Origin of the sequence: Micromonospora sp. NPDC005707 (genome assembly GCF_040631005.1) — a bacterium.
Lineage (GTDB): Bacteria > Actinomycetota > Actinomycetes > Mycobacteriales > Micromonosporaceae > Micromonospora.
This window is the reverse complement of the sequence record NZ_JBEXYR010000002.1, coordinates 475,174-500,725: the sequence shown is the minus strand read 5'-3', so window position 1 is coordinate 500,725 and position 25,552 is coordinate 475,174. Positions and strand designations below refer to the sequence as shown.

Sequence of the window (25,552 nt, the reverse complement as noted above, 5' to 3'; positions counted from 1 at the left end):
ATCTGTCCCCGGTAGAAAACTTTCATCAATCCGGATACGGCGCAAGACCTGCGGACGGATCGATGCGCAGGTGGGGCCGAACGTCCGAGGGTGAGCCGGACCACAGTCCGGTGCGTGACCTTCCCGACACGTGCCGTACCGGATTACCGGGATGGTGGCCTGGGTAGCTTGCCCGGTCACGGACCGCCGCCGTGGTGGTCGCACGGTGGGAGGTGATCATGTCCGTCCTGCGGACGAAACCGATCCGGGACGTGCTCGCCCAGGGGGAGGCCGACGGCGAGGACGGGCGGCCCGGACTGCGCCGCCGCCTCGGCGCGATCGACCTGATGGGCTTCGGCATCGGCATCGTGATCGGCACCGGCATCTTCACGCTGACCGGCATCGAGGCGAAGAACCACGCCGGCCCCGGCGTGGTGATCTCGTTCGCGATCGCCGGCGTGGTCGCGCTGCTCGCCGCCCTCTGCTACGCGGAGCTGGCGTCCAGCGTGCCGACCGCCGGCAGCGCCTACACCTACGCGTACGCGACCATGGGGGAGATCGTCGCCTGGATCATCGGCTGGGACCTGCTGCTGGAGTTCGCGCTCGGCTCGGCGGTGGTCGCCCGCGGCTGGTCCGGCTACCTCGCCGAACTCTTCAACCTGCCCAGCGCCTGGTTCGCCGAGGAGGGCAGCGTGGTCAACCTCGGCGCGATCGCCATCGTGCTGATCCTCGGGGCGATCGGCATCGTCGGCATCCGCGAGTCCGCCCGGGTGACCAACCTGCTGGTCCTGGTCAAGGTCGCCATCTGCGTGTTCATCGTGGTCGCCGGGGCGTTCTTCGTGAAGGCCGCCAACCTCAGCCCGTTCATCCCGACCGCCGAGCCGGCCGGGAGTGGCGAGGACGGCATCCGGCAGCCGGTCACCCAGGCCGTCTTCGGTCTGGAGCCGTCGATCTTCGGCTTCGCCGGGGTGCTGACAGCCGCCGCGGTGGTGTTCTTCGCGTACACCGGTTTCGAGGCCGTGGCGAACCTCGGCGAGGAGACCCGCAAGCCCCGCCGCGACCTGCCGCTGGGCCTGCTCGGCACGCTGGGCATCTCCACCGTGCTGTACATCGGCGTCTCGCTGGTGCTGGTCGGCATGGTGCGCTACACCGACATCGACGAGGGCGCCCCGATCGCCTCGGCCTTCGAGGCGGTCGGCGCCGGCTGGGCCGCCATCCTGGTCTCGATCGCCGCCGTCGCCGGCCTGACCAGCGTCATCCTGGTCGACCTGGTAGCCATGGGCCGGATCGGCTTCGCCATCGGGCGGGACGGGCTGATCCCGCCGTCCATCGCCAAGATCCACCCGCGCTGGGGCACCCCGTACCGGATCTCGGCGATCATGACGGTCGGCGTGGCCCTGCTCGCCGGCTTCCTGCCGCTGTCCGCGCTGGCCGACCTGGTCAGCATCGGCGCGCTCTGCGCGTTCGTGCTGGTCTCGATCGCGGTGCCGATCCTGCGCCGGCGGCGCCCGGAGCTGGAGCGGCCGTTCAAGGTGCCGTTCTCGCCGGTGCTGCCGATCGTGTCCGCGCTGGCCTGCCTCTACCTGATGTTCAACCTGTCCGTGGAGACCTGGCTCCGGTTCCTCGCCTGGATGGTGCTCGGCGGGCTCATCTACTTCGGCTACGGCCACCGGAAGAACCGCCTGGCCCGCCGCGAGCAGCAGGCGGAGGCGGAGCCGGCCGTGACGAGCTGACCGACCGCCGAACGACGACATCGCGGTATCCCGGCACCGGGGATACCGCGATGTCGCGTCTTCCGGCTCAGGGGCGCGGCTGGGGCTCCGCCGTCGGGCCCTTCACCACGGGCCGGCCGTCGGTCCACACCACCTCGTCGAGCCAGACCTGGCGGCCCGGGTCGGTGCTGCCCTCCTGGCCGGGCGGCCAGGCGTGGTACAGCAGCCAGGTGCGGCCGTCCTTGGAGACCATCGACGCGTGACCCGGCCCGGAGGCGACCGCGTTCGACGTCAGGATCGGGTTCTCGGCGGCCTTCACGCACGGCCCCGTGGGGCTCTCGCAGACCGCGTAGCCCTCGGCGTAGGTGTCCCGGTCGTAGGCGTTGGCGGCGAAGAAGAGCAGCAGCTTCCCGTCGTGCCGGTGGAAGAACGGCCCCTCGATCAGCGTGCCCTCCCAGGGCTCGGTCTGCTTGAGCAGCTTCGTCGGCGCGCCGACCAGCCGGAGCCCGTCGGGCGAGAGGCGCTGCGACCAGAGCCAGGTGTCCACCCCGATGGCGTTGCCGTCGTTCTTCCAGAGCAGCCAGAGGCTCCCGTCGGTGTCCCGGTACGGGCTGGCGTCGATCGAGCCGCCCAGCTCCGCCTGGCAGACCAGCGGCCCGTCCGCGTCGTCCCGGTACGGCCCGAGCGGGGTGGTCGCGACCGCCCGGCCGAGGCACTGCCGGCCGGAGTCACGGTCGGCCACCGTGTAGTAGAGGACGAACCGGTCCGAAGCGAGCTGGATGACCTCCGGCGCCCAGGTCTTCCCGGCGTCGGCCCAGGCCGGCAGCTCCGGCAGGGCGTCACCGGCCTCGGTCCACTCGACCAGGTCGGGCGAGGTGAGCACCGGGACGTTCCGGCCGCCCGAGTTGGTGTGGAACAGGTACCAGGTGTCGCCGACCCGGATCGCCTGCGGGTCGGGTGCGTCGGTCCTGATGACCGGGTTGGTGTACACGCGTGCGCCCTCCGGCGTACTCGACGGGGTTTCTCCGCTGCCGCAACCGGCGACGAGCAGCGCGGCGGCCAGGGCCGCCGCGCCGCGTCGCCGTGTCCGCCGGCCGGTCATCCCTTCAGACCGCTGCGCGACACGCCCTGGATGACGTGCCGCTGGGCGAGCACGAAGAGGATCAGCACCGGCACGCTGGCCAGCACCGCCCCCGCCATGATCACCGGGTAGTCGGTCACGTAGGCGCCCTGGAGCAGGCCCAGGCCGGCCGGCAGGGTCAGCCGCTCCGGGCTGAACAGCACGTAGACCGGCCACAGGAAGTCGTTCCAGTTGGTGAGGAACGACAGCACCGCCAGGGTGGCCAGCGCCGGCTTCGACAGCGGCAGCAGCACCCGGGAGAAGACCTGCCAGTGGTTCGCCCCGTCCAGCACCGCCGCCTCCTCCAGCTCGGCCGGGACGGAGAGGAAGAACTGGCGCAGGAAGAAGACCCCGAACGCGCTCGCCGCGCCCGGCACGACGATCACCGTCAGGGTGTCGATCCAGCCGAGCCGATCGGCGATCACGAAGTTCGGAATGATCAACGACGTGGGCGGCAGGAACAGCGTCCCGACGATCAGCGCGAAGCTCACCTTCCGGCCCCGGAACCGCAGCCGGGCCAGGGCGTACGCGGCCATCGACGCGGTGGCCAGCACCAGCAGCGTGTGCAGGCTGGCGGCGAGCATGCTGTTGAGGAACCAGCGCAGCACCGGGTTGGCGGTGTTGCCGAGGATCTGGTCGAAGCCGTACGTGGAGAACGGGTGCGGCAGCCAGCTCGGCGGGTCCTGCTGCGCGTCCTCGTACGTCTTCAGCGAGGTGAGGAGCATCCAGACCAGCGGGGTCACGAACACCGCGGTGATCAGGAGCAGCGCGCCGTAGCGCGCCACCCGACGCACGTTCGTCATGGTCGTCCCCTCAGTCTTCCCGGTAGCGGAACAGCCGGAAGTTGACGATGCTGACCACCGCCAGCAGCAGCGCGAAGAGCACGCTCATCGCGGACGCCTGGCCGACGTCGTAGTTGCGCAGCCCCTCGTCGACGATCCGCCAGACCACGGTCCGGGTCTGCTCGCCCGGCGCCCCCTGGGTGATCAGGAAGGACTGCCCGAAGACGTTCGCCGACGCGAGGATCGTCGTGGTGAGCACGAAGAGCAGCACCGGGCGCAGCCCGGGAAGGGTGACGTGGCGGAACCGGTCCCAGGCGCTCGCGCCGTCGACCTTCGCCGCCTCGTACAGCTCGGCCGGGATGTCCTGGAGCCCGGCCAGGTAGATCACCGCGTTGAAGCCGCAGGTCCACCACACCGTCACGCCGACCAGGGAGACCCAGGCCCACGGCACGTCGGTCACCCAGGGGGTGTCCGCGGGCAGCCCGACCGCGCCGAGCAGCCGGTTGACCAGACCGAGGTTCGCGTCCAGCAGGAAGCGCCAGAGCAGGCCGATCACCGCGACGCCGAGCACGTACGGGGCGAAGAAGGCGGCCCGGAAGAACGTCCGGCCGGGGAACTTCTCGTTCAGCAGCAGGGCCAGGCCCAGCGGGACGACCACCAGCAGCGGCACCGACAGCACGGTGAAGATCGCGGTCGCCCGGACGCTGGACCACCAGTCCGCGTAGTCGGCCGAGTCACTGGAGAACAGGTCCCGGTAGTTCTCCAGCCCGATGAACGGCCGGTTCGGCAGCTGGAGGTCCCACTGGTGCAGGCTGATCCAGACGCCGAACACGATCGGCGCCAGCCCGAAGACCAGGAAGAGAACCAGGTACGGCGCGAGGAAGAGGTACGGCGTCGCCCGGTGCCCCCGTTCCGTCGCGCCCCGACGGCGGGCGCGGCCCGCCGGGGGCGGCGCGTCACCACGCGCCGCCCCGACCTCGATCACGTCCGCCACGGCGGATCAGCTCCCGTACTTCTTGCGGTTGTCTTCGAGCTGCTTGTTGGCCTTGGCCACCCCGTCGTCCAGCGCCTGCTTCGGCGACTTCTTGCTGAGCGCCGCCTCGTTGAAGGCGTTGTAGAAGGTGGTCATGACCTCGCCGAGGCCGGGCGCGGCCGGCGGGAAGGCCGCGTACTCCAGCTCCGGGGCGAGCGCGCTGATCTCCGGCAGGGCCTTGAACTCGGCGCCCTCCCGGACCTCCTTGCGGGCCGGGATCTGACCACCCTTGGCCCAGTCGAGCGAGTGCTGGCTCAACCAGTTGATGAAGACCTTCGCCCCGGAGACCTTGTTGTTGTCGGCGCTGCGCTGCTTGACGATCGTGAAGTTGTGCGAGTTCGCCCAGGTCGCCTTCTGGCTGCCGATCTGCGGCAGGGGCGCGACGCCCCACTGCACCTGGGGGCTCTTCTTCAGGTCGTTGATCTGCCAGATGCCGTTGAAGTTGAAGGCGTTCTTGCCGCTCTTGAGCGCCAGGTAGTCGGCGTCCTGGCCGACGTTGGCGGGGGAGAAGCCCTGCTTGATCATGTCGACCAGCCAGGTGCACGCCTCGACGGCCGGGTCCGAGTTGAAGGTCGCCTTCGCCACCTCGGCGTCGAAGAGCGTCCCGCCCCACTGGTGCAGCAGGCTGTAGAAGGTCATGCCGCCGGTGAACTGGAACGGGCTGACCCAGAAACCCTGCACGCCGGCCTTCTTCAGCTCGGTCAGCGCCGCCGTGTACTCGTCCTTGGTCGTCGGCGGCTTGTTCGGGTCGAGGCCGCCCTTCTGCATGACGGCCTTGTTGTAGTAGAAGCCCATCGGGTGCATGTCCAGCGGGATGCCGTACCGCTTGTCGTGGTAGATGCCGCCCTTCCACACCGTCGGGGCGAAGTCGCCCTCGCTCAGCTCCAGGGCCTTGGCCACGTCGTCCAGCTCGGTGATCACGCCGCGGGCGGCGAAGGTGGCGAGCTGGTCCATGTGCATGACCGCGATGTCCGGGCCGTTGCCGCTGGTCACCGCGCCGGGCAGCTTGCTGTAGTAGTCCTGCCACTCGTACGTGATGACGCTGACGGCGATGTTCTGGTGCTCGCTGTTGAACTGCTCGACCAGTTTCTTGAAGATGTCGCCGTCGCCGCCGGTGAAGCCGTTCCAGAGCTTCAGGTCGACCTTCGGGCCGGTGTAGTCCTTGCCGCCGTTGCCGGCCGCGGTGGAGCCCTTGGTGCTGCTGCCGCCGCCGCAGCCGGCCAGCGTCAGCGTGGCCGCCGCGCCGAGCCCGACACCGAGGCCGAGCAGGCGGCGTCGGCTCATCTCGTTCTGGATCATGCTCACTCCTTGGGGGACGGGATGCAGTATTGCCTGGTCACGGCTGAGTCGCGAAGCGCAGCAGGTTCCAGGAGCAGGCGGGCAGTGCCACGGAGCACCGGCCGCCGTCGAGGGTGGGGGTGGTGATCTCCCGAGGCGTCACCCGCTCGGGCTCCGCCTCGGTGTTCGTGGCGGCCGGGTCGCCGCCGGCCGCGAGGGTGGTGTGTCCGACGGCGCGCAGGCCGGGCAGCCCGCGCATGTCCAGGTCGAGGGCGAGGTCGTTCGGACCCCGGTTGACCGCGAAGACGGCCAGCCCACCGGTCTCCTCGTCGTGCACGGCGACGGTGTCGAGCACCGGCACCTCGCCGTACCGCTTCGTCTCGTACGTGGGGCCGACCGGCTCGGTGCGCAGCACGGTGCCCCGGGCGTGCCGGGCGGTCAGGGCGAACGGGTGGAAGATGCTCTGCCGCCAGGCCGGCCCGCCGTTGCGGGTGCGGATCGGGGCGATCACGTTGGCGAGCTGCGCCTGGCAGGCCACCCCGACCCGGTCGGCGTGCCGGAGCAGGGTGATCAGCAGGTCGCCGACCACCACGGCGTCGACGGCGTTGTAGTCGTCCTCGATCAGGGCCGGCGCCTCGACCCAGCCGCGCCGGTCGAGGTCGGCCTGGAGGCGGGACTGGTACCAGACGTTCCACTCGTCGAAGGAGATCTTCAGCTTGCGCCTCTGCCGCTGCTTGGCGGCCACGTGGTCGGCGGTGGCGACCACCTCGCGGATGAAGTTGTCCATGTCCACGGCCGAGGCCAGGATGCTGGCCCGGTCGCCGTCGGACGGGTCGTAGTAGGTGTGGGCCGAGATGTAGTCGACGTGCTCGTAGGTGTGCTCCAGCACGGTCGCCTCCCAGGAGGCGAAGGTGGGCATCCCCCGGTTGGAGCTGCCGCAGGCGACCAGGCTGATCGAGGGGTCGATCATCTTCATGGCGCGGGCGGTCTCGGCGGCGAGCCGGCCGTACTCGTCGGCGGTCTTGTGGCCGACCTGCCACGGCCCGTCCAGTTCGTTGCCGAGGCACCAGAGCCGGACCCCGTACGGGTCCTCGGCGCCGTGCTTGCGGCGCAGGTCGGACAGCTGGGTGCCGCCCGGGTGGTTGGTGTACTCCAGCAGGTCGCAGGCCTCCTGGACGCCACGGGTGCCGAGGTTCACCGCCATCATCGGCTCGACGCCGGCCTCGGCCGCCCAGGTCATGAACTCGTCCAGGCCGAACGCGTTGGTCTCGATGGTCTTCCAGGCCAGATCGAGCCGGCGCGGACGGTCGCCGACCGGGCCCACGCCGTCCTCCCAGCGGTAGCCGGAGACGAAGTTGCCACCCGGGTAGCGGACCACCGACACGCCCAGCTCGCGGGTCAGCTCCAGCACGTCGCGCCGGAAGCCGCGCGGGTCGGCGGTCGGGTGGCCGGGTTCATAGACACCGCCGTAGACGCAGCGGCCCATGTGCTCGACGAACGAACCGAAGAGGCGCCGGTCGGCCGCGCCGATGGTGAAGGTCGGGTCGATCGTGAGCTGCGCGTTCGGCACGGGTGCCACCCTTTCCTCGGTGCTGTCCCGGGTGACCTCGGTCACCCGTGTCCCTGGTTTGTACAACGTTGTAACCAACGATGTAAAGGGGTCGTTACGTCGTCGTGACGCGGTAGAGTGCGCCCCAGCAGCCACCGGGAGGAAGCGCAGTGCGGCACAGGCTCAAGGACGTGGCGGAACGGGCCGGCGTGTCGGTGAAGACCGTCTCCAACGTGGTCAACGGCTACCAGCACGTCCGCGCCGACACCCGGGCCCGGGTCGAGGCCGCCATCGTCGAGCTCAACTACCGCCCCAACCTCTCGGCCCGCAACCTCCGCAAGGGCCGCACCGGGGTGATCGCCCTGGCCGTGCCCGAGCTGGACATCCCCTACTTCGCCGAGCTGGCCCGGCACGTGGTCACCGCCGCCGCCGAACACGGCTGGACGGTGCTGATCGACCAGACCGGCGGCGGCCCGGAGCAGGAACGCAAGGCGGCCAGCGGCATCGGCGACCACATGATCGACGGGCTGATCTTCAGCCCGCTCGCACTGACCGCCGACGACCTCGCCGGCCTCGACGGCATGCCCATGGTGCTGCTCGGCGAGCGGGTCGACCACGGCCCCGCCGACCACGTCGTGGTCGACAACGTGGCCGCCGCCCGGGAGATCACCGCCCACCTGGTCGGGCTCGGCCGCCGCCGGATCGCCGCCATCGGCTCGCAGCGCACCCCCGAGGGCGCCAGCGCGCGCCTGCGCCTCACCGGCTACACCGCCGCGCTGGCCGAGGCCGGCATCGCCTACGACGAGCGCCTGGTGGCGCCCGCGCCGGCCTGGCACCGGGCGGACGGCGCGGCCGCCATGCGGCACCTGCTCTCCACCGGGGTACGCCCCGACGCCGTCTTCTGCTTCAACGACACCCTGGCCCTCGGCGCGCTACGCGCCCTGCACGAGTCCGGCCTGCGGGTGCCCGACGACGTCGCGGTGGCCGGCTTCGACGACATCGAGGACGGCCGCTTCTCCATCCCGACCCTGAGCACCGTCGCCCCCGACAAGGAGCGCATCGCCCGCCTGGCGGTCGAACTCCTGGCCGACCGCCTGACCGCCGACCGGGACGCCCCGCCCCGCGAGCTGGTCGCCCCCCACCGCCTGGCCCTCCGCGAATCCGCCCCCTGACCCCGACCTGGCCCCGCGCCGCCCGGCGCGCCCTCGGCGGTCGATCATGAGGTTGACGGCGGAGTCGATCTCCTGAAGTGCCGCCAACTTCATGATCGACTGCGCGACCCGCGGCGGGGGTCAGTCGAAGAAGCGGGCCAGGTGGGAACTGGACGGGGGTGGCGCGTCCGGGGGGAGCGGGGTCAGGTCGGCGAAGATCGAGGCGCCGTCGCAGCCAACGTGTAGCGGATACCAGCGCGGGGTGCCGGGCGGGCGCTGACCGCAGATGCCCTTGAAGGTCTGCACGTCCAGCAGGCGGACGTGGGTCGGGTCGGCCACCGCGTTCACGTGCCGCCACCAGGGGCTCATCACGTGCAGCACGCCGCCCGGGCGCAGCGCCCGGTGGCACTCGTCGAGCAGCGGCAGGAAGTCGATCAGGTGCTCCAGGATGTGCACCGCGAAGAGCACGTCCACCGAGTCGTCGGCCAGCGGGAGCGAGCCGGACAGGTCGGCCACCGCGTTCACCCCGGGCGCCGGATAGATGTCCAGGCCCAGGTTGCCCGGCCACTGCTTGGTCGCCCCGCAGCCCAGGTCCACCACGACCGGCGCCCGGCCGGCGACGCTCACCCGGCACCAGACGCCCAGCACCCCGTCGAGCCGGCCCACCAGGTCCCGGACCAGCCGCAGCTGCGCCGGGTCGGCCACCGCGCCGTCGAGGTGGGCCACCCCCCGGTCGAAGCGCACCTCCACGGTCAGCCCGCGCAGCCGCTCGTCGTGGCGGGCCTGATCGGCCCACGCCTCGGCGAGGAAGCCGTCGACCTCCCGCAGCCGCTCACCCGAGAGTGCGGATTGCCCCACCGCCACCATGCGCCCACCTCCGGGCGGCGCGATACCCGCATCCCCGCCCGGTATGCCTGACCTGCCCCAGAAGCCGGCACCCGGCGGTTGATCCACTTCACCTCGCCGAGCTGGCGGTATTCGGCACCCGTCGATGGCGCCACTTCGGCGAGCTGGAGTGGATCAAGGAATCAGCCGGCGATGGTGCGGCGTGTGCCGCGGGAGCCCCGCATCCGCTGGCGCGGCTGCGGCGCGGCCGCCTTCGGCCGTTTCAGGTGGTAGCGGTGCAACTCGTTGTTGCCCGGCAGGGACGGGTCCTCGCTCATCGCGACCAGTTCCCAGCCCTGGTCACCGGCCCGGTTCAGGTGGGCCAGCGCGGTGTCGCCGTACGGCGTGACGTCGATCATGGAGCCGTCCGGGCCGTACCAGATGAAGACGACCTCCCACCCGATGTCGGTGGTGGCGGCCTGCCGCCGGCGGACCAGCAGCGCGTACTCCCACTTGAGCATGGAGTCATTCTCACCCCGCGCGACCGGGTCGGCACGGATCAGTCTTCGACGATCCGTCCGTCCGCCACCCGCAGCCGCCGGTTCACGCTCACCGCGTCCAGCATCCGCCGGTCGTGGGTCACCAGCAGCAGCGTCCCCGGATAGCCCGCCAGGGCCGATTCGAGCTGCTCGATCGCCGCCAGGTCCAGGTGGTTCGTCGGCTCGTCGAGCACCAGCAGGTTCACCCCGCGCCCCTGCAGCAGGGCCAGCGCGGCCCGGGTGCGCTCGCCGGGGGACAGGGTGGCCGCCGGCCGCAGCACGTGATCGGCCCGGAGGCCGAACTTGGCCAGCAGCGTCCGCACGTCCGCCGGGTTCAGCTCGGGTACGGCGGCGCCGAACGCGTCCAGCAGGGGCTGGTCGCCGAGGAAGAGCCCCCGGGCCTGGTCCACCTCGCCCACCACCACGCCCGGGCCGAGCGCGGCGTGCCCCTCGTCCAGCGGCAGCCGGCCGAGAAGCGCGGCCAGCAGCGTGCTCTTGCCGGAGCCGTTCGCCCCGGTGATCGCCACCCGGTCGGCCCAGTCGATCTGGAGGTCCACCGGGCCGAGGGTGAAGTCGCCCCGGCGTACCCGGGCGTTTCGGAGCGAGGCCACCACGGCGCCGGCGCGGGGCGCGGCGGCGATCTCCATCCGCAGCTCCCACTCCTTGCGCGGCTCGTCGACCACCTCCAGCCGCTCGATCAGCCGCTCGGTCTGCCGGGCCTTGGCGGCCTGCTTCTCACTGGACTCGGAGCGGAACTTCCGGCCGATCTTGTCGTTGTCGGTGGCCTTGCGGCGGGCGTTCTTCACGCCCTTCTCCATCCAGGACCGCTGCGTCCGGGCCCGCGCCTCCAGCTGCGCCCGGGTGCCGGCGTACTCCTCGTACTCCTCGCGGGCGTGCCGGCGGGCCACCTCGCGCTCCTCCAGGTAGGCCGCGTAGCCGCCGCCGAAGTGGTTGACCTGGCCCTGGTGCAGGTCCAGCTCCACCACCCGGGTGACCGTCCGGGTGAGGAACTCCCGGTCGTGGCTGACCACCACGGTGCCGGCGCGCAGCCCGGTGACGAAGCGTTCCAGCCGGTCCAGGCCGGCCAGGTCCAGGTCGTTGGTGGGCTCGTCGAGCAGGAAGACGTCGTAGCGGCTGAGCAGCAGCGAGGCCAGCCCCGCCCGGGCCGCCTGGCCGCCGGAGAGGCCGGTCATCGGGTGGTCGAGGTCGACGCGGAGCCCCAGCTCGGCGGCGACCTGCTCGGCCCGCTCGTCCAGGTCCGCCCCGCCCAGGTCGAGCCAGCGCTCCAGCGCCGTGGCGTACGCGTCGTCCGCGCCCGGAACCCCGGCCGTCAGCGCCTCGGTGGCCGTGTCCAGCGCCGCCTGCGCCGCCGTCACCCCGGTGCGCCGGGCCAGGAAGTCGCGGACCGTCTCGCCCGGCCGGCGCTCCGGCTCCTGCGGCAGGTAGCCCACGGTGGCGGTGGGCGGGCTCGACACCACCGACCCCTGCTCCAGCGGCTGGAGCCCGGCGAGGGTACGCAGCAGCGTGGACTTGCCGGCGCCGTTCACCCCGACGAGCCCGACCACGTCGCCCGGGGCGACCACCAGGTCCAGGTCGGTGAAGAGGAGACGGTCGCCGTGCCCGGCGGTGAGGTCCTTGGCGATCAACGTGGCGCTCATGAGGAGATCGAGCCTACCGGCGCGCCGAATCGGTTGACCCGGGCTCGGGGCCCGACCGAGGTGAGGGAGACTCACAGCCGTGGTGACCACTCTGGCGATCGACTGCGGGGGCGGTGGGATCAAGGCCTCCGTGCTGGACGCGGCGGGGACCATGCGGGCCCGGCCGCTGCGCGTCCCCACGCCGTACCCGCTGCCGCCCGCCCTGTTCGTCAAGACGCTGCTGGACCTCGGCAGCCGGCTGCCCCCGGCGGACCGGCTCACCGTCGGGATGCCCGGCATGATCCGGCACGGCGTGGTGGTGGCCACCCCGCACTACGTGACCCGCTCCGGCCCGCGCAGCCGGGTCGACCCGGACCTGGTCGCCGAATGGTCCGGGTACGACGCGCGCAGCGCCCTGGCCGAGGCGTTCGGCGTGCCGGCCCTGGTGCTCAACGACGCCGAGGTGCACGGCGCGGGCGTCGTCGCCGGGACCGGCTGCGAGCTGGTGCTGACCCTCGGCACCGGGCTGGGCAGCGCGCTCTTCGACGGCGGGGTGCTCGCACCGCACCTGGAGCTGTCGCACGCGCCGGTGCGCTGGAACACCACCTACGACACGTACGTCGGAGAGCCGGAACGGCGGCGCCTCGGCGACGCGTTCTGGTCCCGGCGGATCCGCCAGGTGGTGGACGGCCTGCGGCCGGTCTTCCGCTGGGACCGGCTCTACCTGGGCGGCGGCAACTCCCGCCTGATCCGGCCGGACCAGCTGGCCCGGATGGGCGACGACGTCGTGGTCGTCCCGAACACGGCCGGAATCGTCGGCGGTGTCCGGGCCTGGGAGCTGGTCGGAGACCGGTACGACCCGACCTCCTGAGCACGATCTTCCCCGAAGGAACACTCGCGGTACGGCTGGTGTTGTGCCAGCGTCGGAGAAAGGGCTGGCGCGACACGAGGAGGTGGGTCGAGTGGATCTTCTGGCGGAGTACCGGCGGGCGACCATGTTCTTCGAAGCGGGTGACCCGACCGGAGCGGCCCGGCTGCTCGAACCGATCGTCGAGGCCGAGCCCGGCAACTCCTCGGTCCGGCAGTTGCTGGCCCGGGCGTACTTCCAGTCGGCCCAGCTCAACCGGGCCGAGGAGCAGTTGCGCGAGCTGGTCGACCGGGACCCGAGCGACCACTACGCGCACCACGTGCTGGGCCGGACGCTGGAGCGGATGAACCGCCCCGTCGACGCGCTGCGGCACCTGCGCATCGCGGCGGCCATGTACTCGACCAACGCCGACTACACCACGGCGCTGCGCCGGGTGGAGGGCAAGGTCGGCGGTCGCTGACGGTTGACCACGAAGGGCAGCCCCTCGGGGCTGCCCTTCGGCGTACCTAGGATGGGCTGGTGAAGCTCAAGCTCGACCTCCACGACATCTACAACCGGGGCCACGACATCGACCGGGCCCTGCGCGGGATCATGGACGAGGCGGTGGCGAAGAAGGCCACCCTGGTGGAGATCATCCCTGGGAAGGGCTCCGGCCAGCTGAAGAAGAAGGTGCTGCGCTTCCTCGACCAGAAGGACGTCAAGCAGCTCTACCACCGGGTCGAGAAGGACTCGAAGAACTTCGGCCGCCTCTTCGTGCATTTCCGCTGGAAGTAGAGCCTGCGGAACAGTTCCGGCCGCTTTGGTGATCCTGCTCACCCCGGCTGGATCGGGTATTGGCCGACCGGCAGCCTGGCCAGGTGTCAACCACGGTGATGCCGGAGAGCCCTGCGGTCGCTGTCGCGCCCATCAGGCGTGACCCGTACATCGACAACGTCAAAGGGCTGTTGATCGTCCTGGTCGTGCTTGGCCACCTGCTGGCTCAGACGCTCGGCTCCTCGCCAGGTGGCAAGACGATCTACACATTCATCTACCTGTGCCACATGCCGGCCTTCGTCATGCTTTCGGGGATGCTCTCGGCAGCCGAACTCACCGGCCGTCGCGCGGCGTCGCTGATCCGGGACCTGCTCGTGCCGTACGTGGTGTTTCAGCTGCTCTACATGACCTTCTACACGGTCATGGACAAGCCGATGCACTGGACGGTCAACGGGTTCCTCTCCCCGATCTATCACCTGTGGTTCCTGCCCGCTCTGTTCATCTGGCGGATGCTCGCTCCGCCCTTCGCCCAACTCCGTGGAGCGGTCGTCGTCGCGATCGTGGTGTCCCTCTCCGCCGGAGCCGCCACGGTGCTCGGTCGCGCCCTGGCCTTGGACCGGGTGTCAGGGATGCTGCCCTTCTTCGTCCTCGGTGTCTGGCTCGGTCGCGGCAGGCTCGCGTACCGCCCATCTGCGCGCGTGCGGGTAGCCGCGATCGCCGTGCTCGTCGCTGCCGCGCCGCTCGCCTATCTGGTCGCCTCGCGGCTGTCGGGCCTCTGGGTGTACTGGAACCGCGCTTACCAGCAGCTCGGGGTGGGGGTGACCGAAGGCGTCCTGATCCGGCTTGGACTGCTGGGCGTCGGGTTGGCGATGACCTGGGCGATCATGATGCTCGCTCCGCGTCGCCAGACGTTCTTCACGGGTTGGGGAGTCAACTCCATGTACCCGTATCTGCTGCACGTGTTCGTCGTCATGGCCTTCGCGTGGTCACCCCTCGTCGACCAGGTCGACAACATCCCGGCCTTGCTGGTGCTCGTCGCCGCGGCCGTCGCGCTGGTCTGGCTCACCGCCAGCCGGCCCGTGGTGTGGGCGTTGCGTCCGCTGGTCAGCCCGCCGGTCCGCTGGATGCTCAGGGACGGCCCAGCGGCGAATCACCAGTCCACGACGGGCCCGGGCTCACCCGCGCGGACCTCGTGGTCGAGGCCATCGAGAAGCAGGTGAAGGCGCGCGTGGGACGGGCCGTGCCTCCGATCGCGCGGCGGCGCCCTCGATGGTCAGACGGCGGCGCTCCGGGCGGGCCGGGCGCTGGCGGCGGCGACCATTCCCGCGGTGACCGGGGAGGGCCGGAAGCCTTTGACGATCAGGTAGACGCCCAGCGAGAACTCCCACACGGCGATGGGGATGGCCGCGATCGCCGCCACCGGGGACAGGCGGTCCCAGAGGCCGAACAGTGTGCCGGCGTCGGAAACGACGAGCAGGGGCGCCCCGAGGAGGCCGAGCACCGGAAGAACCCGCGGTACGAGGCGTGACTGGTACAGCAGGGAACCCAGCAGCAGGGCGTTCACGGCCGGAAGGAAGCCCTGGCTGATCAGGAAGATCGAGTCGTAGAAGGCGACCAGCGCCTGACCGGTGACCAGGGCATCTGTTCCGGCTCCGGCCCGCCGCAGGGCCACGACCGTCAGGAGGCTCGCGACGCCGACGAAGATGCCGGCGGCTTCGAGAACCCGGGCGCCGATGAAGCCCAGCGCGCGGGCCTCCCCCTGCCGTTTGACCACCGGGTACAGCGCGACGGCGGTGCCGATGCAGGCGAGGGCAACGATCACCTCAAGGACGCCGCCGATGACGACCGGGGTTTCCGACGTGGTGCCGACGATGTAGTCCGCGTCGTGCACCGCACCGTACAGGCCGACGGTCGGGATCGAGACAAAGGTCAGCACGTAGAACCCGCCCGCGACCAGCGAGGTCCTCCTCAGTGAGTCCATCGGGGCTCCTTTCGTTGCTGGCGTTCAGTCGACGGTGGTCATGAGGTCACCCTCCTGCCGATCGGTGCGACGGCGAATCGGCCGCACGGGCAATCCTCGCGGCGTCGGCCCGGTGCCCCGGTTGGTGCATTCCGCGGGAAGCGGCCCGGCGGAGCCGCGCTGCCCGGACAATTGCCGGAAAGGCAGCGGCCCGGGGCGGCGGGAGGCCCGGCATGACGACCGGAGGCGGCAGCGAGCTGGTGCGCCCGCCGGGAGGCTCGACCCGCGCCACCCTGCTGGAGTTGCTCTTCGACGTCGTCTTCGTGGCCGCGCTGGCGTTGGTGTCGATGCTGATCGCGGACCGGGCCTCGTGGACCGGCGTCGCGCCGGTCGTGATCATGCTGATGGCGGTGTGGTGGACCTGGTCGATCACCTCGACGACCACCGACTTCTACGACCCGGACCAGCGACCCATCCAGACCATCCTCATGGTGACCATGTTCGGTGCCGTGGTGACGGCGGCGGGGCTGGCCGTCGATTCGCACGCGCTGGTCTTCGCGATCGGCTACGTGACCCCGCACCTGGTGCGCGGGGTGGTGCTGGTGGCCGTGCTGCACCCGCGCCAGCGCATGGCCGAGCAGCGGGCCGCCCGCTTCCTCTTCTGGTTCGTGGTCTCCGGCTTCTTCTGGATCGGCGGGGCGCTGCTGCCGGACGGGTGGGCGTTGGCGCTGTGGGTCGTCGCCGTGACGATCGACTACGTCTCGGCCGGCGCGCGTTACCCGACGCCCGGTCTCGGCCGGGTGCCGCTCGCCCAGTACGAGAAGACGACCGAGCACCTGGGGGAGCGCTACCAGCAGTTCGTCATCCTGGCGCTCGGCGACGTCATCCTGGTGCCGACCCTGGAGATCAGCCGGTCCGACTTCACCCTGGCCCGGTCGGCCGCCTTCGTGACCGCTTTCTGCACCATGCTGCTGCTCTGGCAGATCTACGTTCTGGGTGCCGGTTCGATCGTGCGGACCACCGCCCCGCAGGTGCTCCGGCGCGCGACTCGGCTGGCGCCGTACACCCACCTCGTCATGCTGGCCGGCATCGTCTGCACGGCCGCCGCGTTCGACCTGGTCCTTGAGCGTCCCACCGGCGACACGCCGCGACGGTGGATCGCGCTGATCTTCGGCGGTCCCGCCCTCTTCCTGGTGGGCCGCACCCTGTTCACCTACAAGATCATCGGCACGGTCCCGTGGCGTCGGGTGTTCTGGCTGGTGGTGATGCTGGCCTTGATGCCCTGGGTGGGCGGGTGGCACCCGGTGCTGGTCGCCGCCCTCATCGTGCTGGTGCTGTCCGGGGTGGTGGTCACCGACACCATGAGCCGGCGGTCGAGCCGCCCACTGCTGCGGGGGCGGCCCGGTTGATCATGCTCAGCCGAGCGGTGGGGCTCCGATCAGCCAATTAGTTGCTTCGAGTAACTGGTTGTCCGGAGGCAATCACCGGGCTGGTTGATCTTGCGGGGGCCTCGGCTGTGCCACTCTCTGCCGGGCGCCGCTTCCGTTCCGGATCGTCGCCATGACCTGCGAAAACAAGCACAGGTGGGCCGCCGGCGGGAAACGACCGCCGGCGGTCTCGCGATCGTCGATGAAAGGCACAACGAAATGTCGCAGCCGACCCCGCCCCCGCCTCCGGGATACGCCCCCGCGCCCCCGCCGAAGAAGGGGATGTCGACGGGGCTGAAGGTCTTCCTCATCATCGCCGGCCTGGCCGTCGTGCTCTGCGGCGGCGGCCTCGTGGCGTGCACCGCGCTGGTCGGCAAGGCGGCCGACGACATCAGCAAGAGCCAGGATGCGAAGGCCGGGCACGTCGAGCTCAAGTCGTGCGAGGCCGAGTCGGCCGGCGACGAGTTCCTGGCGAACGTGAAGTTCGACGTCGAGGTGAACAACACCAGCAAGGACCAGAACACCTACCTGGTCGACGTGTTCGTGCTCGACGCCAAGGGCACCCGGGTGGGCAACACCACCGCCATCGTGTCGGACGTGCGGCCCGGCCAGAAGGCCGTCGAGGAGGGCATGGTCGTCCTGAGCCAGAAGGTGACCGGTGACGTCACCTGCAAGATCGACAAGGTCTCCTGACCTAGTCGCCGTGGCCCCCGGGCGATCCCCCGGGGGCCACACGGCTCACCAATGGCATGCCGTCGCCGAGCAGGACCGGGACGAGATCGCGGGCTACAGGGGATAGGTCCGGGCCACCGCCAGCATCTCCGAGCTGTGCGAGCCGACCACGCCGACGTCCGCGGGCCGGGCCCGGAACCCGGGCAGCCCGCCCAGGCCGTCGCTGGCGTCCATCGCCCGCAGGTTCACCTGCCCGGCCTTCGGCACCAGCGTCAGGGTGACCTCGACACCCTCCGGCGGCGGGGCGTGGAAGACGACCCCGAAGCCCCACCGGCCGTCGCGCGCCTTGACCGGCACGTCCCGCCCCGCCACCGTCGCCGACCGCACCTCGGCGGTCGAGGTGTCCACGTGCAGGGAGAGCAGCCGGACCGGCCGCTGGGGGAGCACGCGCAGCCGCAGCACCCGCTGGTCGCCCGAGCGGGTGTCGGAGAGGGTCTCCAGCTTCGGGGCGGGCAGGTTCGCCGCCTGGGCCGCTCCGGCCCGCAGTTCCGCGTCACCCAGCCCCGGGAAGTCGTCGGCCACGGAGACGGCGCGGTCCACGTACCCGTCGGTCCAGGGCTGCGGGTCTTCCTCGTGACTGAGCCACTGCGCCTTCCCGGTGCCCGCGTCGAGGGCGTACATGAGGTGGGTCGGCACGGGGTGCGCGGCGTCGAAGCGGTCCACGGCCAGGCCGACCCCGGCGAGCACCACGGCCGCGAGCGCGGCGGCGCCGGCCGGCAGCGCGCCGAGCCGGCGGGCCCGCAGCGCGAGCAGGCCGCGCTGGCCGCCGGCCTGCGGGTGCAGCAGGTCCACGACGGGCAGCGCGGCCAGGCCGAGCAGCACCGCGAAGAGCGCCGCCACGCCACCCATGCCCATGCCGAGCGCCGGGAAGAGCAGCACCACGGTCGGCAGCAGGATCACCACGGCCACCGCGCCGGCCAGGGTCACGGCGACCACCGGCCACGGGCCGTCGCGGCGGGTGGCCAGCGCCGCCAGGCCGGCCAGCGCGCCGGCGAGGGCGGGCAGGGTGGTCAGGTACGCGCCACCGGGCACCAGCACGGCGAGGAGCACCCCGAAGAGGGCCAGCCACACCAGGCCACCGAACGCCAGGGCGGCCGGGCCGGCCCAGCGGCGGGTCAGCGCGTACCAGGCGAACAGGATCGCGGCGGCGAGCGCCACCACGGCGAGCCGGTACCAGACCGGGCGGTACGGGTCGAGCAGCTCGGCGTAGCCGGGGCGGACGGTGGTGACCGCGGTCCAGAGCAGCCACGCGCCGAGCGGGGCGGCGACGACCGGCACGAGGGCCAGGCCGGCGCCGGCCACGAGCCGCCCGGTGGTGGCCCGGCCGCGCCGGCGCAGCAGAGCGCCGAGCACGCCGACCGCGAGCAGCGCGGCCAGCGCCAGCGGCAGCGTCAGCCAGCCGGGGTAGCGGACCAGCCCGCCGGGCACCGGGAAGTAGGTGTCGTCGTGGCCGGAACGCAGGTCGCCCAGGTCGGTCCGGCCGAACTCGCGGGCCAGGCCGAGCGCGTTGTCGCCGTGCATCTGGAGGCTGCCCCGGTCCATCGCCGCCGGCACGTCGAGCGGGGTGTGGTAGACCGCGCCCCCGTCGATGTACGCCGAGTTCAGTCCGACGAACCGGTGGTCGAGGAAGGCGGTGAAGTCGGTGTCGTTGGGCAGCGCCCGGTAGATCTCCACCGCGAACGAGGTGCCCACCGGGTGCGGGGCGGCCCGGCCGAACGCCTCCACGAGCTTCGCGTTGTTCCGGGACGTCTCGAACATGATCACCGGGCCGGTGGAGCCGCGCGCCTCCAGGTTGAGGACCACGCCGCCGTCGGCGGCCAGCGGGTGGTCGGCGGCGAAGCCGGCGGCCCCGCAGAGGCACGCCTCCTCCGCGTCGGTGAGCACCAGGACCACGTCGTTGCGGGGACGCGGGCCGGCGCTCAGCGCCCGGGCCACCTCCAGGATGGTGGAGGTGCCGGCGGCGTCGTCGTTGCCGCCGGGCCCGGACTGCACCGAGTCGTAGTGGGCCACCAGGAAGACCCGCCCGGTCGGGTCGGTGCCGGGCAGCCGGGCCACCACGTTGCGGACCCGGGCCAGGGTCGCGCCGCCGGCCGCCCCGCTGAGCTGCCCGGCCTCCGGGGCCACCGTGTCCTGCACCTCGGTCTCCAGGCCCAGCCCGCGCAGCACGCTTACGAGGTGCTCCCGGACCTGGTCGTTGGCGGCGCTGCCGGCCACGTGCGGCCGCGCCGCGATGACCTTGACCTGCTGGTACGCGCGCTCGGCGCTGAACGCGTCCGCCGGCGCGTCGGCGGGGCGGGGCGCCGGGGTGGCCAGGTCGACCAGGACGCCGGCGCCGACGGCGAGCAGCGCGGCGAGCGCGGCCAGCGCGGCGGGCAGCCGCCGGCGCGGCCGGGCCAGCGCCCGGTCGGCCGGTCGGGTGGGAGGCGGGCCCGGCCGGGCCGGAGCGCGGTCGGCGGGGCGGGTGGGGGGTACGCCCACGGGTACTCCTCGGGGTGCTTCGGGGGTGGGCATCATCCTGCACCCCCGCGGCCTGCGGCGGCACTCCCACCGGCCGGTGCGCTCCCGGCCGGAGCTCCGTCGCGGCGTAACATCGGGCGTCGGCCGTGCCGCTGTTCGTCGGGTGGATTCGCTCGCCCCGCCCGCGCCGACTCCGGTCGTGTTGTGTGCGACCGTTGTCTGAGACAGGATCAGCAGCGCACTCGGAAGGAGCCCCGACATCACCAGCGAACTCCCGCGTCTCGCGGCGGTGACCCGGCCGCACCGGGGCACCGGTCTGCCCGGTGTCCCCGTCGCGCCGCAGGTCGGGCTCGGGCACTACGGCCGTGTGCCCCCGGGCGAGCGGCTGCGGGTTCTGCTGGTCGAGGACGACGAGGGTGACGCCTTCCTGGTCGGCGAGCTGCTCGCCGAGACCAACTCGATGATCGACCTGCTGGTCGCCACCAGTCTCAGCGAGGCCCGGCAGCGGGTGATGGGGGTCGACTGCGTCCTGCTCGACCTGGGCCTGCCCGACGCGCAGGGCCTGGACGGGCTGCGCCAGGTGCTGGAGATGGCCAGCGGGGCGGCGGTCTGCGTGCTCACCGGCCGCTCCGACGAGCACCTGGGCATCGTCGCGGTTGCCGAGGGCGCGCAGGACTACCTGGTCAAGGGGCAGGTCGACGGCGTCCTGCTGACCCGGGCCCTGCGCTACGCGGTGGAGCGCAAGCGCGCCGACGAGAACGCCCGCCGGCTGCGTGAGGTGGAGCTGCGCCAGGCCGAGTCGGCCCGCCTGGAGCGCGGCCTGCTGCCCCAGCCGCTGATGACCACCGACCAGGTGGCGGTGCACACCTTCTACCGCCCCGGCCGGCACGCCGCGCTGATCGGCGGCGACTTCTACGACGTGGTGCAGACCCGGCCGGACCGGATCGACCTGATCGTCGGTGACGTCTGCGGCCACGGCGTGGACGAGGCGGCCCTCGGGGTCGAGCTGCGGGTGGCCTGGCGGGCCCTGGTCCTGGCCGGGGTGCCGGACGACGAGGTGCTGCCCGCGCTGGAGCAGGTGCTGATGAGCGAGCGCCGGCTCCAGGAGATCTTCGCCACGGTGGCCACCGCCCGGCTCGACCTGGCGGCCAACCGGGCCACCGTGCGACTCGCCGGGCATCCGCCGCCGTTGCTGCTCAGCGGGGGTAAGGTCGCCCCGGTGCCGGCCCGGGGCGGTCTGCTGCTGGGCGTACGGCCGCGCCGACCCGTTGCCTTCGACCTGGAGTTCGACACCGATGACTGGTCCCTGCTGATGTACACCGACGGCCTCATCGAGGGTCGGGTGGACAGCGGTGACGACCGGCTGGACGTGCCGGGGCTGACCGACCTGCTCGCCGACCCCGCCAACCGCGCGGTGTCCCTTGCCGAGCTGCCCGCCTGGCTGGTCGGCCGGGCCGAGCAGCTCAACGGCGGCCCGCTCGCCGACGACGTCGCCATGCTGCTGGTCACCCGGGGTGGTGGCCGATGAAGGCGTACCAGCAGGGTTGGACCCTGCGACGGCGCGTCGGCGCACTTCTCGGCGTGGTCCTGGTGCTGCTGCTCGGGCTGGCCGCGGCCGAGGCGACCCTCGCCGCCAAGAACCGGCAGAACATCGACGCGGTGCTGCTCAAGACCGGCCCGTTGCGGGTGCAGGCGCAGGAGCTGATGAGCGCCCTGCTCGACCAGGAGACCGCGGTCCGCGGCTACGCGGTGAACGCCGACCGCAACGACCTGGAGCCCTACCAGGACGGCCTGCGGCGGGAGCAGGACACGGTCGTCGAGATGCGGAAGCTGGCCGTCGACTATCCGGACGTGCTGCGCGAGGTCGGCGTCGTCGAGCAGCGGGCCGCCGAGTGGCGGGCCGCCGTCGCCGAGCCGGTGATCACCACGACCGAGCGCAGCGGCCCGTCCGCCGGCCAGGCGCTGATCACCGACCAGACCCGGCAGCAGTTCGACAGCATCCGGTCCGCGGTGGACGCCCTCCAGGGCGAGATCCTGGAGGTCCGGAAGGAGACCGCCGACAAGGTCAACGCGACGAGCAACGTGCTGGTGGTGCTCCTGATCATCGCGGCCCTGGTGGTGGCGGTGGCCGGCGCGGTCATGCTGCTCTCGCTCGACCGGATCCTGATCCGGCCGCTGGCCGGCCTCGTCAGTCAGGTGCGCGAGGTGGCCGAGGGCGACTACCGGCACCACATCGAGGGGTCCGGCCCGCCGGAGTTCCGGCTGCTCGCCGACGACATCGACCTCATGCGGCAGAAGATCGCCCGGGAGCTGGACGAGGTACGCGAGGCGCGTGAGCGCATCGAGTGGGTCAACAGCCAGCTCCAGAAGCAGGCCGAGGAACTCACCCGGTCCAACCGTGACCTGGAGCAGTTCGCGTACGTCGCCTCGCACGACCTCCAGGAGCCGCTGCGCAAGGTGGCCAGCTTCTGCCAGCTCCTCCAGCGGCGTTACGCGGGCCAGCTCGACGAGCGGGCCGACCAGTACATCGCCTTCGCGGTCGACGGCGCGCAGCGGATGCAGCGGCTGATCAACGACCTGCTGGCGTTCTCCCGCATCGGCCGGCTCACCACCGGTTTCACCGAGGTCGACCTCAACAAGGTGATGGGCGACGTGGCCGGGCAGACCGAGGCGGCCCGGCAGTACGCCGACGCCGAGCTGACCTGGGACAGGCTGCCGGTGATCCGCGGCGAGGAGCCGCTGCTGACCAACCTGCTGGCCAACCTGGTCAGCAACTCGATCAAGTTCCGGCGGCCCGACCTGCCGCCGAAGGTGCACGTCTCGGCCCGCCTGGTCGACGACGAGTGGGAGATCAGCTGCCGGGACAACGGCATCGGGATCGAGCCGGAGTTCGCCGACAAGATCTTCGTGATCTTCCAGCGGCTGCACTCCAAGGACGCGTACCCGGGCACCGGCATCGGGCTGGCCATCGTCAAGAAGATCGTCGAATACCACGGCGGCCGGGTCTGGGTGGACACCGACACCGCGGAGGGGACCACCATCCGGTTCACGCTCCCGGCCCTGCCCGAGGACGTCGCGGCGGCGCGGGCGGCGGAGCCGGCCAGGGTCGAGGAGTCGACCGGGGACGGGACGGCGGCCGGGGACGGCGCCGAGGACGCCGCGGTGAGCGTGGCCCGGCAGCCGGACGGCACGGCCCGGGAAGAGACGCCCGAGGGGGCGGCCCGAGACACTGAGACGGGTGGCATGAAGGAGACGGTGGGATGACCGCGCCGGCGGACGGCAAGAGCCCGATCGAGGTCCTGCTCGTCGAGGACGACCCGGGCGACGTGCTGATGACCCAGGAGGCGTTCGAGGAGCACAAGCTCCGCAACCGCCTCACCGTGGTCTCGGACGGCGCCGAGGCGCTGGCCTACCTGCGTCGCGAGGGCCCGTACGGGGACGCCGTCGCCCCCGACCTGATCCTGCTCGACCTGAACCTGCCCCGCCGGGACGGCCGGGAGGTGCTGGAGGAGATCAAGAAGGACGAGCAGCTCTGCCGGATCCCGGTCGTGGTGCTCACCACCTCCCAGGCCGACGAGGACATCCTGCGCAGCTACCAGCTGCACGCCAACGCCTACGTGACCAAGCCGGTGGACTTCGAGCGCTTCATCTCGGTGGTCCGCCAGATCGACGAGTTCTTCGTCAGCGTGGTCAAGCTGCCGCCGCGTGGCTGACCCGCTGCTGGAGGAGGTCGGCGCGCTGCTGCGGGAGGCCGCGGCCGACATCGTGGTGCCGCTGTTCCGCCGCCTCGACGACTCCGACATCTCCGAGAAGGCCCCCGGCGAGGTGGTCACCGTCGCCGACCGGAAGGCCGAGGCGCTGATCTCCGCCGGGCTGCGGCGGCTGCGCCCCGGCTCGGTGGTCGTCGGTGAGGAGGCGGTCGCCGACGACCCGTCCCTGCTGCGGCACCTGCGCGGCGCCGGTGACGTCTGGCTGGTCGACCCGGTGGACGGCACCTCCAACTTCGCCGCCGGCCGGCGCCCCTTCGCCCTGATGGTGGCGCTGCTGACCGACGGGGTGCCGGTCGCCTCCTGGGTCTACGACCCGCTGGACGGCGCGCTGGCCAGCTGCCGGGTGGGCGACGGCACCCGGCTGGACGGCACGACGGTGCGCACCGCCGGGCGGGTGCCCGAGGTCGGCGCGCTGCGCGGCACGGCGATGACCCGCTTCCTGCCCCCCGACTTCCGGCGGAGCGTCGAGGCGGGCGGCGAGCGGCTCGGCGAGCTGCTGCCCGGCCAGCACTGCGCCGGCCGGGAATACCTGGACGTGCTCACCGGCGCGCAGCAGTTCGTGCTCTTCTGGCGCACCCTGCCCTGGGACCATGCCCCCGGCACCCTGCTGGTCCGGGAGGCCGGCGGGGTGGCCCGCCGCTTCGACGGCACCGACTACCACCCGGCCGACGAGGGCAAAGGCCTGCTGGTCGCGGCCAGCGAGGAGAGCTGGGAAGAGGTCCGGGCGGCCCTGCTGGGCGGCTGAGCGAGCGATCCGCGACGGCCCCGGCACGCTCCGTCGACGATCCGCGTCGTCCGAGGTCGGGGGCGTGGCGCGCGGCCGGTGGTCCGGTATCGTGACCGGCGGTCTCCGCCAGCAGGCCGCCGCCCGGCGCCGGTGGAGCCGCCGCCGCGCAAGGTCGACTCGGGGGCCGGCGGTCGACGGAAGGACCCTCACGTGCCCAGGACCAGGCTCACCCGCCGGCCCGTCCGCCGGTCGCTGCTAGCCCTGCTCGCCGCGACGGCCCTGCTGCTGGGCGCCGGCCTCGCCCCCGCCGGGGCGGCCGCCGCCGCACCCACGCCGAACGCACCGGACGAGGGCGGCACCAAGCAGCTCCGCGCGGCCCTGGACGCGGCGGCGAGGGGCCACATCGAGGCCAAGAACCGGCTCGACAACTCCAAGCGCCGGCAGGTGGCGCTGACCTCCCAGCTCAAGCAGGTCGAGGCACGCCTGGTCGAGCTGTCCGCGCAGGTCGGTGAGGTGGCCGCGCAGTCCTACCGGCTGGGCCGGTTGACCCCGGTGTCGATGCTGCTGGGCAGCTCCGACCCCGACGCGTTCCTCAGGCGGGCCGCCGAGCTGGACGTGATGGCGCAGCGGGACAGCAAGCGGCTGCACGACCTCAACGAGGCGAAGGCGCAGGCCGCCGAGGCGAAGGTGGCCATCGACACCGAGGTGCGGGAGCAGCAGAAGCAGCTCGCCGTGCTGGCCAGGAAGAAGCGGGACGCCGAGGTCGCGCTCGCCAAGGTCAGCTCCGGTGCCGGCTCCGGGTTCAGCGGCGGCTCGTCGTCGGCCAAGCCGGCGCCGCGCAACTCGGACGGCTCGTGGCCGTCGGAGTCCTGCTCGGTGAACGACCCGACCCCGGCGTCCGGCTGCATCACCCCGCGCACGCTGCACATGCTCGAGCAGGCCAAGGCCGCCGGCTACAAGCGCTACGCCTCCTGCCACCGCAGCGGTGGCGGTGGCGAGCACCCCAAGGGCCGGGCCTGCGACTTCGCCGCCGCCACCGGCGGCTTCGAGGACAAGTCCGCCACCGGCGGCGACAAGGCGTACGGGGACAGCCTCGCCAGCTGGGCCAAGAACAACGCCAGCCGGCTCGGCATCATGTACGTCATCTGGTACCGGCAGATCTGGATGCCGAACACCGGGTGGCGGGCGTACAGCGGAGGCGGCAGTCCCGCCGCGGACCACACAAACCATGTTCACATCTCCATGTATTGACC

General features: G+C 72.0%; 23 protein-coding genes. 13 read left to right on the top strand and 10 right to left on the bottom strand.

Annotation, left to right across the window (positions count from 1 at the left end):
- The first annotated feature begins 218 nt into the window (after positions 1 to 218).
- Positions 219 to 1,712: an amino acid permease gene (locus ABZ452_RS04910; protein WP_357938962.1), complete on the top strand. Its 1,494-nt coding sequence runs from the start codon at positions 219 to 221 to the stop codon at positions 1,710 to 1,712.
- Positions 1,713 to 1,779: 67 nt separating this feature from the next.
- Here the strand turns inward: ABZ452_RS04910 and ABZ452_RS04905 are convergent, their stop codons facing one another.
- The 5 genes from ABZ452_RS04905 to ABZ452_RS04885 all read right to left on the bottom strand — a co-directional run bounded on the left by ABZ452_RS04905 (position 1,780) and on the right by ABZ452_RS04885 (position 7,474).
- On the bottom strand, positions 1,780 to 2,682 hold the full coding sequence (locus tag ABZ452_RS04905) for a glycoside hydrolase family 43 protein (RefSeq protein WP_357938960.1): 903 nt from the start codon (positions 2,680 to 2,682) through the stop codon (positions 1,780 to 1,782).
- A 107-nt stretch (positions 2,683 to 2,789) separates the two neighbouring features.
- A complete protein-coding gene (locus ABZ452_RS04900; protein ID WP_357938958.1) occupies positions 2,790 to 3,614 on the bottom strand; it encodes a carbohydrate ABC transporter permease in 825 nt (274 codons plus the stop codon).
- 10 nt (positions 3,615 to 3,624) lie between these two features.
- Entirely contained in the window at positions 3,625 to 4,587 is a 963-nt protein-coding gene (locus tag ABZ452_RS04895) for a sugar ABC transporter permease (RefSeq protein ID WP_357938956.1), read from the bottom strand.
- Positions 4,588 to 4,593: 6 nt separating this feature from the next.
- On the bottom strand, positions 4,594 to 5,925 hold the full coding sequence (locus ABZ452_RS04890) for an ABC transporter substrate-binding protein (protein WP_357938954.1): 1,332 nt from the start codon (positions 5,923 to 5,925) through the stop codon (positions 4,594 to 4,596).
- Positions 5,926 to 5,962: 37 nt separating this feature from the next.
- Positions 5,963 to 7,474, bottom strand: a complete 1,512-nt coding sequence (locus ABZ452_RS04885; RefSeq protein ID WP_357939105.1) for an alpha-N-arabinofuranosidase — start codon at positions 7,472 to 7,474, stop codon at positions 5,963 to 5,965.
- A gap of 149 nt (positions 7,475 to 7,623) precedes the next feature.
- Here ABZ452_RS04885 and ABZ452_RS04880 point away from each other — a divergent pair, with 149 nt between their 5' ends.
- Entirely contained in the window at positions 7,624 to 8,625 is a 1,002-nt protein-coding gene (locus ABZ452_RS04880) for a LacI family DNA-binding transcriptional regulator (RefSeq protein WP_357938952.1), read from the top strand.
- 120 nt (positions 8,626 to 8,745) lie between these two features.
- Here the strand turns inward: ABZ452_RS04880 and ABZ452_RS04875 are convergent, their stop codons facing one another.
- The 3 genes from ABZ452_RS04875 to ABZ452_RS04865 all read right to left on the bottom strand — a co-directional run bounded on the left by ABZ452_RS04875 (position 8,746) and on the right by ABZ452_RS04865 (position 11,626).
- The gene (locus ABZ452_RS04875) at positions 8,746 to 9,471 is read right to left on the bottom strand and encodes a methyltransferase domain-containing protein (protein ID WP_357938950.1); all 726 of its coding nucleotides are present in this window, start codon (positions 9,469 to 9,471) and stop codon (positions 8,746 to 8,748) included.
- A gap of 161 nt (positions 9,472 to 9,632) precedes the next feature.
- The gene (locus ABZ452_RS04870; protein ID WP_357938948.1) at positions 9,633 to 9,950 is read right to left on the bottom strand and encodes a hypothetical protein; all 318 of its coding nucleotides are present in this window, start codon (positions 9,948 to 9,950) and stop codon (positions 9,633 to 9,635) included.
- A gap of 38 nt (positions 9,951 to 9,988) precedes the next feature.
- Positions 9,989 to 11,626: an ABC-F family ATP-binding cassette domain-containing protein gene (locus ABZ452_RS04865; protein WP_357938946.1), complete on the bottom strand. Its 1,638-nt coding sequence runs from the start codon at positions 11,624 to 11,626 to the stop codon at positions 9,989 to 9,991.
- A gap of 79 nt (positions 11,627 to 11,705) precedes the next feature.
- Between ABZ452_RS04865 and ABZ452_RS04860 the strand changes: the two genes are divergently transcribed.
- The 4 genes from ABZ452_RS04860 to ABZ452_RS04845 all read left to right on the top strand — a co-directional run bounded on the left by ABZ452_RS04860 (position 11,706) and on the right by ABZ452_RS04845 (position 14,446).
- The gene (locus ABZ452_RS04860; protein ID WP_357938944.1) at positions 11,706 to 12,476 is read left to right on the top strand and encodes an ROK family protein; all 771 of its coding nucleotides are present in this window, start codon (positions 11,706 to 11,708) and stop codon (positions 12,474 to 12,476) included.
- Positions 12,477 to 12,567: 91 nt separating this feature from the next.
- A complete protein-coding gene (locus ABZ452_RS04855; protein WP_151465422.1) occupies positions 12,568 to 12,933 on the top strand; it encodes a tetratricopeptide repeat protein in 366 nt (121 codons plus the stop codon).
- Positions 12,934 to 12,992: 59 nt separating this feature from the next.
- The gene (locus tag ABZ452_RS04850; RefSeq protein WP_046564396.1) at positions 12,993 to 13,247 is read left to right on the top strand and encodes a Smr/MutS family protein; all 255 of its coding nucleotides are present in this window, start codon (positions 12,993 to 12,995) and stop codon (positions 13,245 to 13,247) included.
- A gap of 83 nt (positions 13,248 to 13,330) precedes the next feature.
- On the top strand, positions 13,331 to 14,446 hold the full coding sequence (locus ABZ452_RS04845) for an acyltransferase family protein (protein WP_357938942.1): 1,116 nt from the start codon (positions 13,331 to 13,333) through the stop codon (positions 14,444 to 14,446).
- Positions 14,447 to 14,499: 53 nt separating this feature from the next.
- On the opposite strand, the gene ABZ452_RS04840 is transcribed toward ABZ452_RS04845, so the two are convergent.
- Positions 14,500 to 15,207 carry a DUF4386 domain-containing protein gene (locus tag ABZ452_RS04840; protein ID WP_357938940.1) on the bottom strand — a complete coding sequence of 236 codons (708 nt, stop codon included), beginning with the start codon at positions 15,205 to 15,207 and terminating at the stop codon, positions 14,500 to 14,502.
- Positions 15,208 to 15,419: 212 nt separating this feature from the next.
- Between ABZ452_RS04840 and ABZ452_RS04835 the strand changes: the two genes are divergently transcribed.
- Positions 15,420 to 16,595, top strand: coding sequence for a low temperature requirement protein A (locus tag ABZ452_RS04835; protein ID WP_357938938.1), 1,176 nt, complete (start codon positions 15,420 to 15,422; stop codon positions 16,593 to 16,595).
- 300 nt (positions 16,596 to 16,895) lie between these two features.
- The gene (locus tag ABZ452_RS04830) at positions 16,896 to 17,306 is read left to right on the top strand and encodes an FxLYD domain-containing protein (RefSeq protein ID WP_357938936.1); all 411 of its coding nucleotides are present in this window, start codon (positions 16,896 to 16,898) and stop codon (positions 17,304 to 17,306) included.
- 93 nt (positions 17,307 to 17,399) lie between these two features.
- On the opposite strand, the gene ABZ452_RS04825 is transcribed toward ABZ452_RS04830, so the two are convergent.
- Positions 17,400 to 19,823, bottom strand: coding sequence for a M28 family peptidase (locus ABZ452_RS04825; RefSeq protein WP_357938934.1), 2,424 nt, complete (start codon positions 19,821 to 19,823; stop codon positions 17,400 to 17,402).
- Between the two features lie 268 nt (positions 19,824 to 20,091).
- Here ABZ452_RS04825 and ABZ452_RS04820 point away from each other — a divergent pair, with 268 nt between their 5' ends.
- The 5 genes from ABZ452_RS04820 (at position 20,092) to ABZ452_RS04800 (ending at position 25,550) form a co-directional block, all read left to right on the top strand.
- Positions 20,092 to 21,330 (top strand): fused response regulator/phosphatase, encoded by a 1,239-nt coding sequence (locus ABZ452_RS04820; protein ID WP_357938932.1) that lies wholly within the window; start codon positions 20,092 to 20,094, stop codon positions 21,328 to 21,330.
- Positions 21,327 to 23,066 (top strand): ATP-binding protein, encoded by a 1,740-nt coding sequence (locus tag ABZ452_RS04815; protein WP_357938930.1) that lies wholly within the window; start codon positions 21,327 to 21,329, stop codon positions 23,064 to 23,066. Before ABZ452_RS04820 ends, ABZ452_RS04815 begins: the two co-directional genes overlap by 4 nt.
- Entirely contained in the window at positions 23,063 to 23,515 is a 453-nt protein-coding gene (locus ABZ452_RS04810; protein ID WP_357938928.1) for a response regulator, read from the top strand. The genes ABZ452_RS04815 and ABZ452_RS04810 overlap by 4 nt, the downstream gene beginning before the upstream one ends.
- Entirely contained in the window at positions 23,508 to 24,317 is an 810-nt protein-coding gene (locus ABZ452_RS04805; RefSeq protein WP_357938926.1) for an inositol monophosphatase family protein, read from the top strand. The genes ABZ452_RS04810 and ABZ452_RS04805 overlap by 8 nt, the downstream gene beginning before the upstream one ends.
- Before the next feature lie 192 nt (positions 24,318 to 24,509).
- Positions 24,510 to 25,550 carry a hypothetical protein gene (locus ABZ452_RS04800; protein ID WP_357938924.1) on the top strand — a complete coding sequence of 347 codons (1,041 nt, stop codon included), beginning with the start codon at positions 24,510 to 24,512 and terminating at the stop codon, positions 25,548 to 25,550.
- The last annotated feature ends 2 nt before the right edge of the window (positions 25,551 to 25,552 follow it).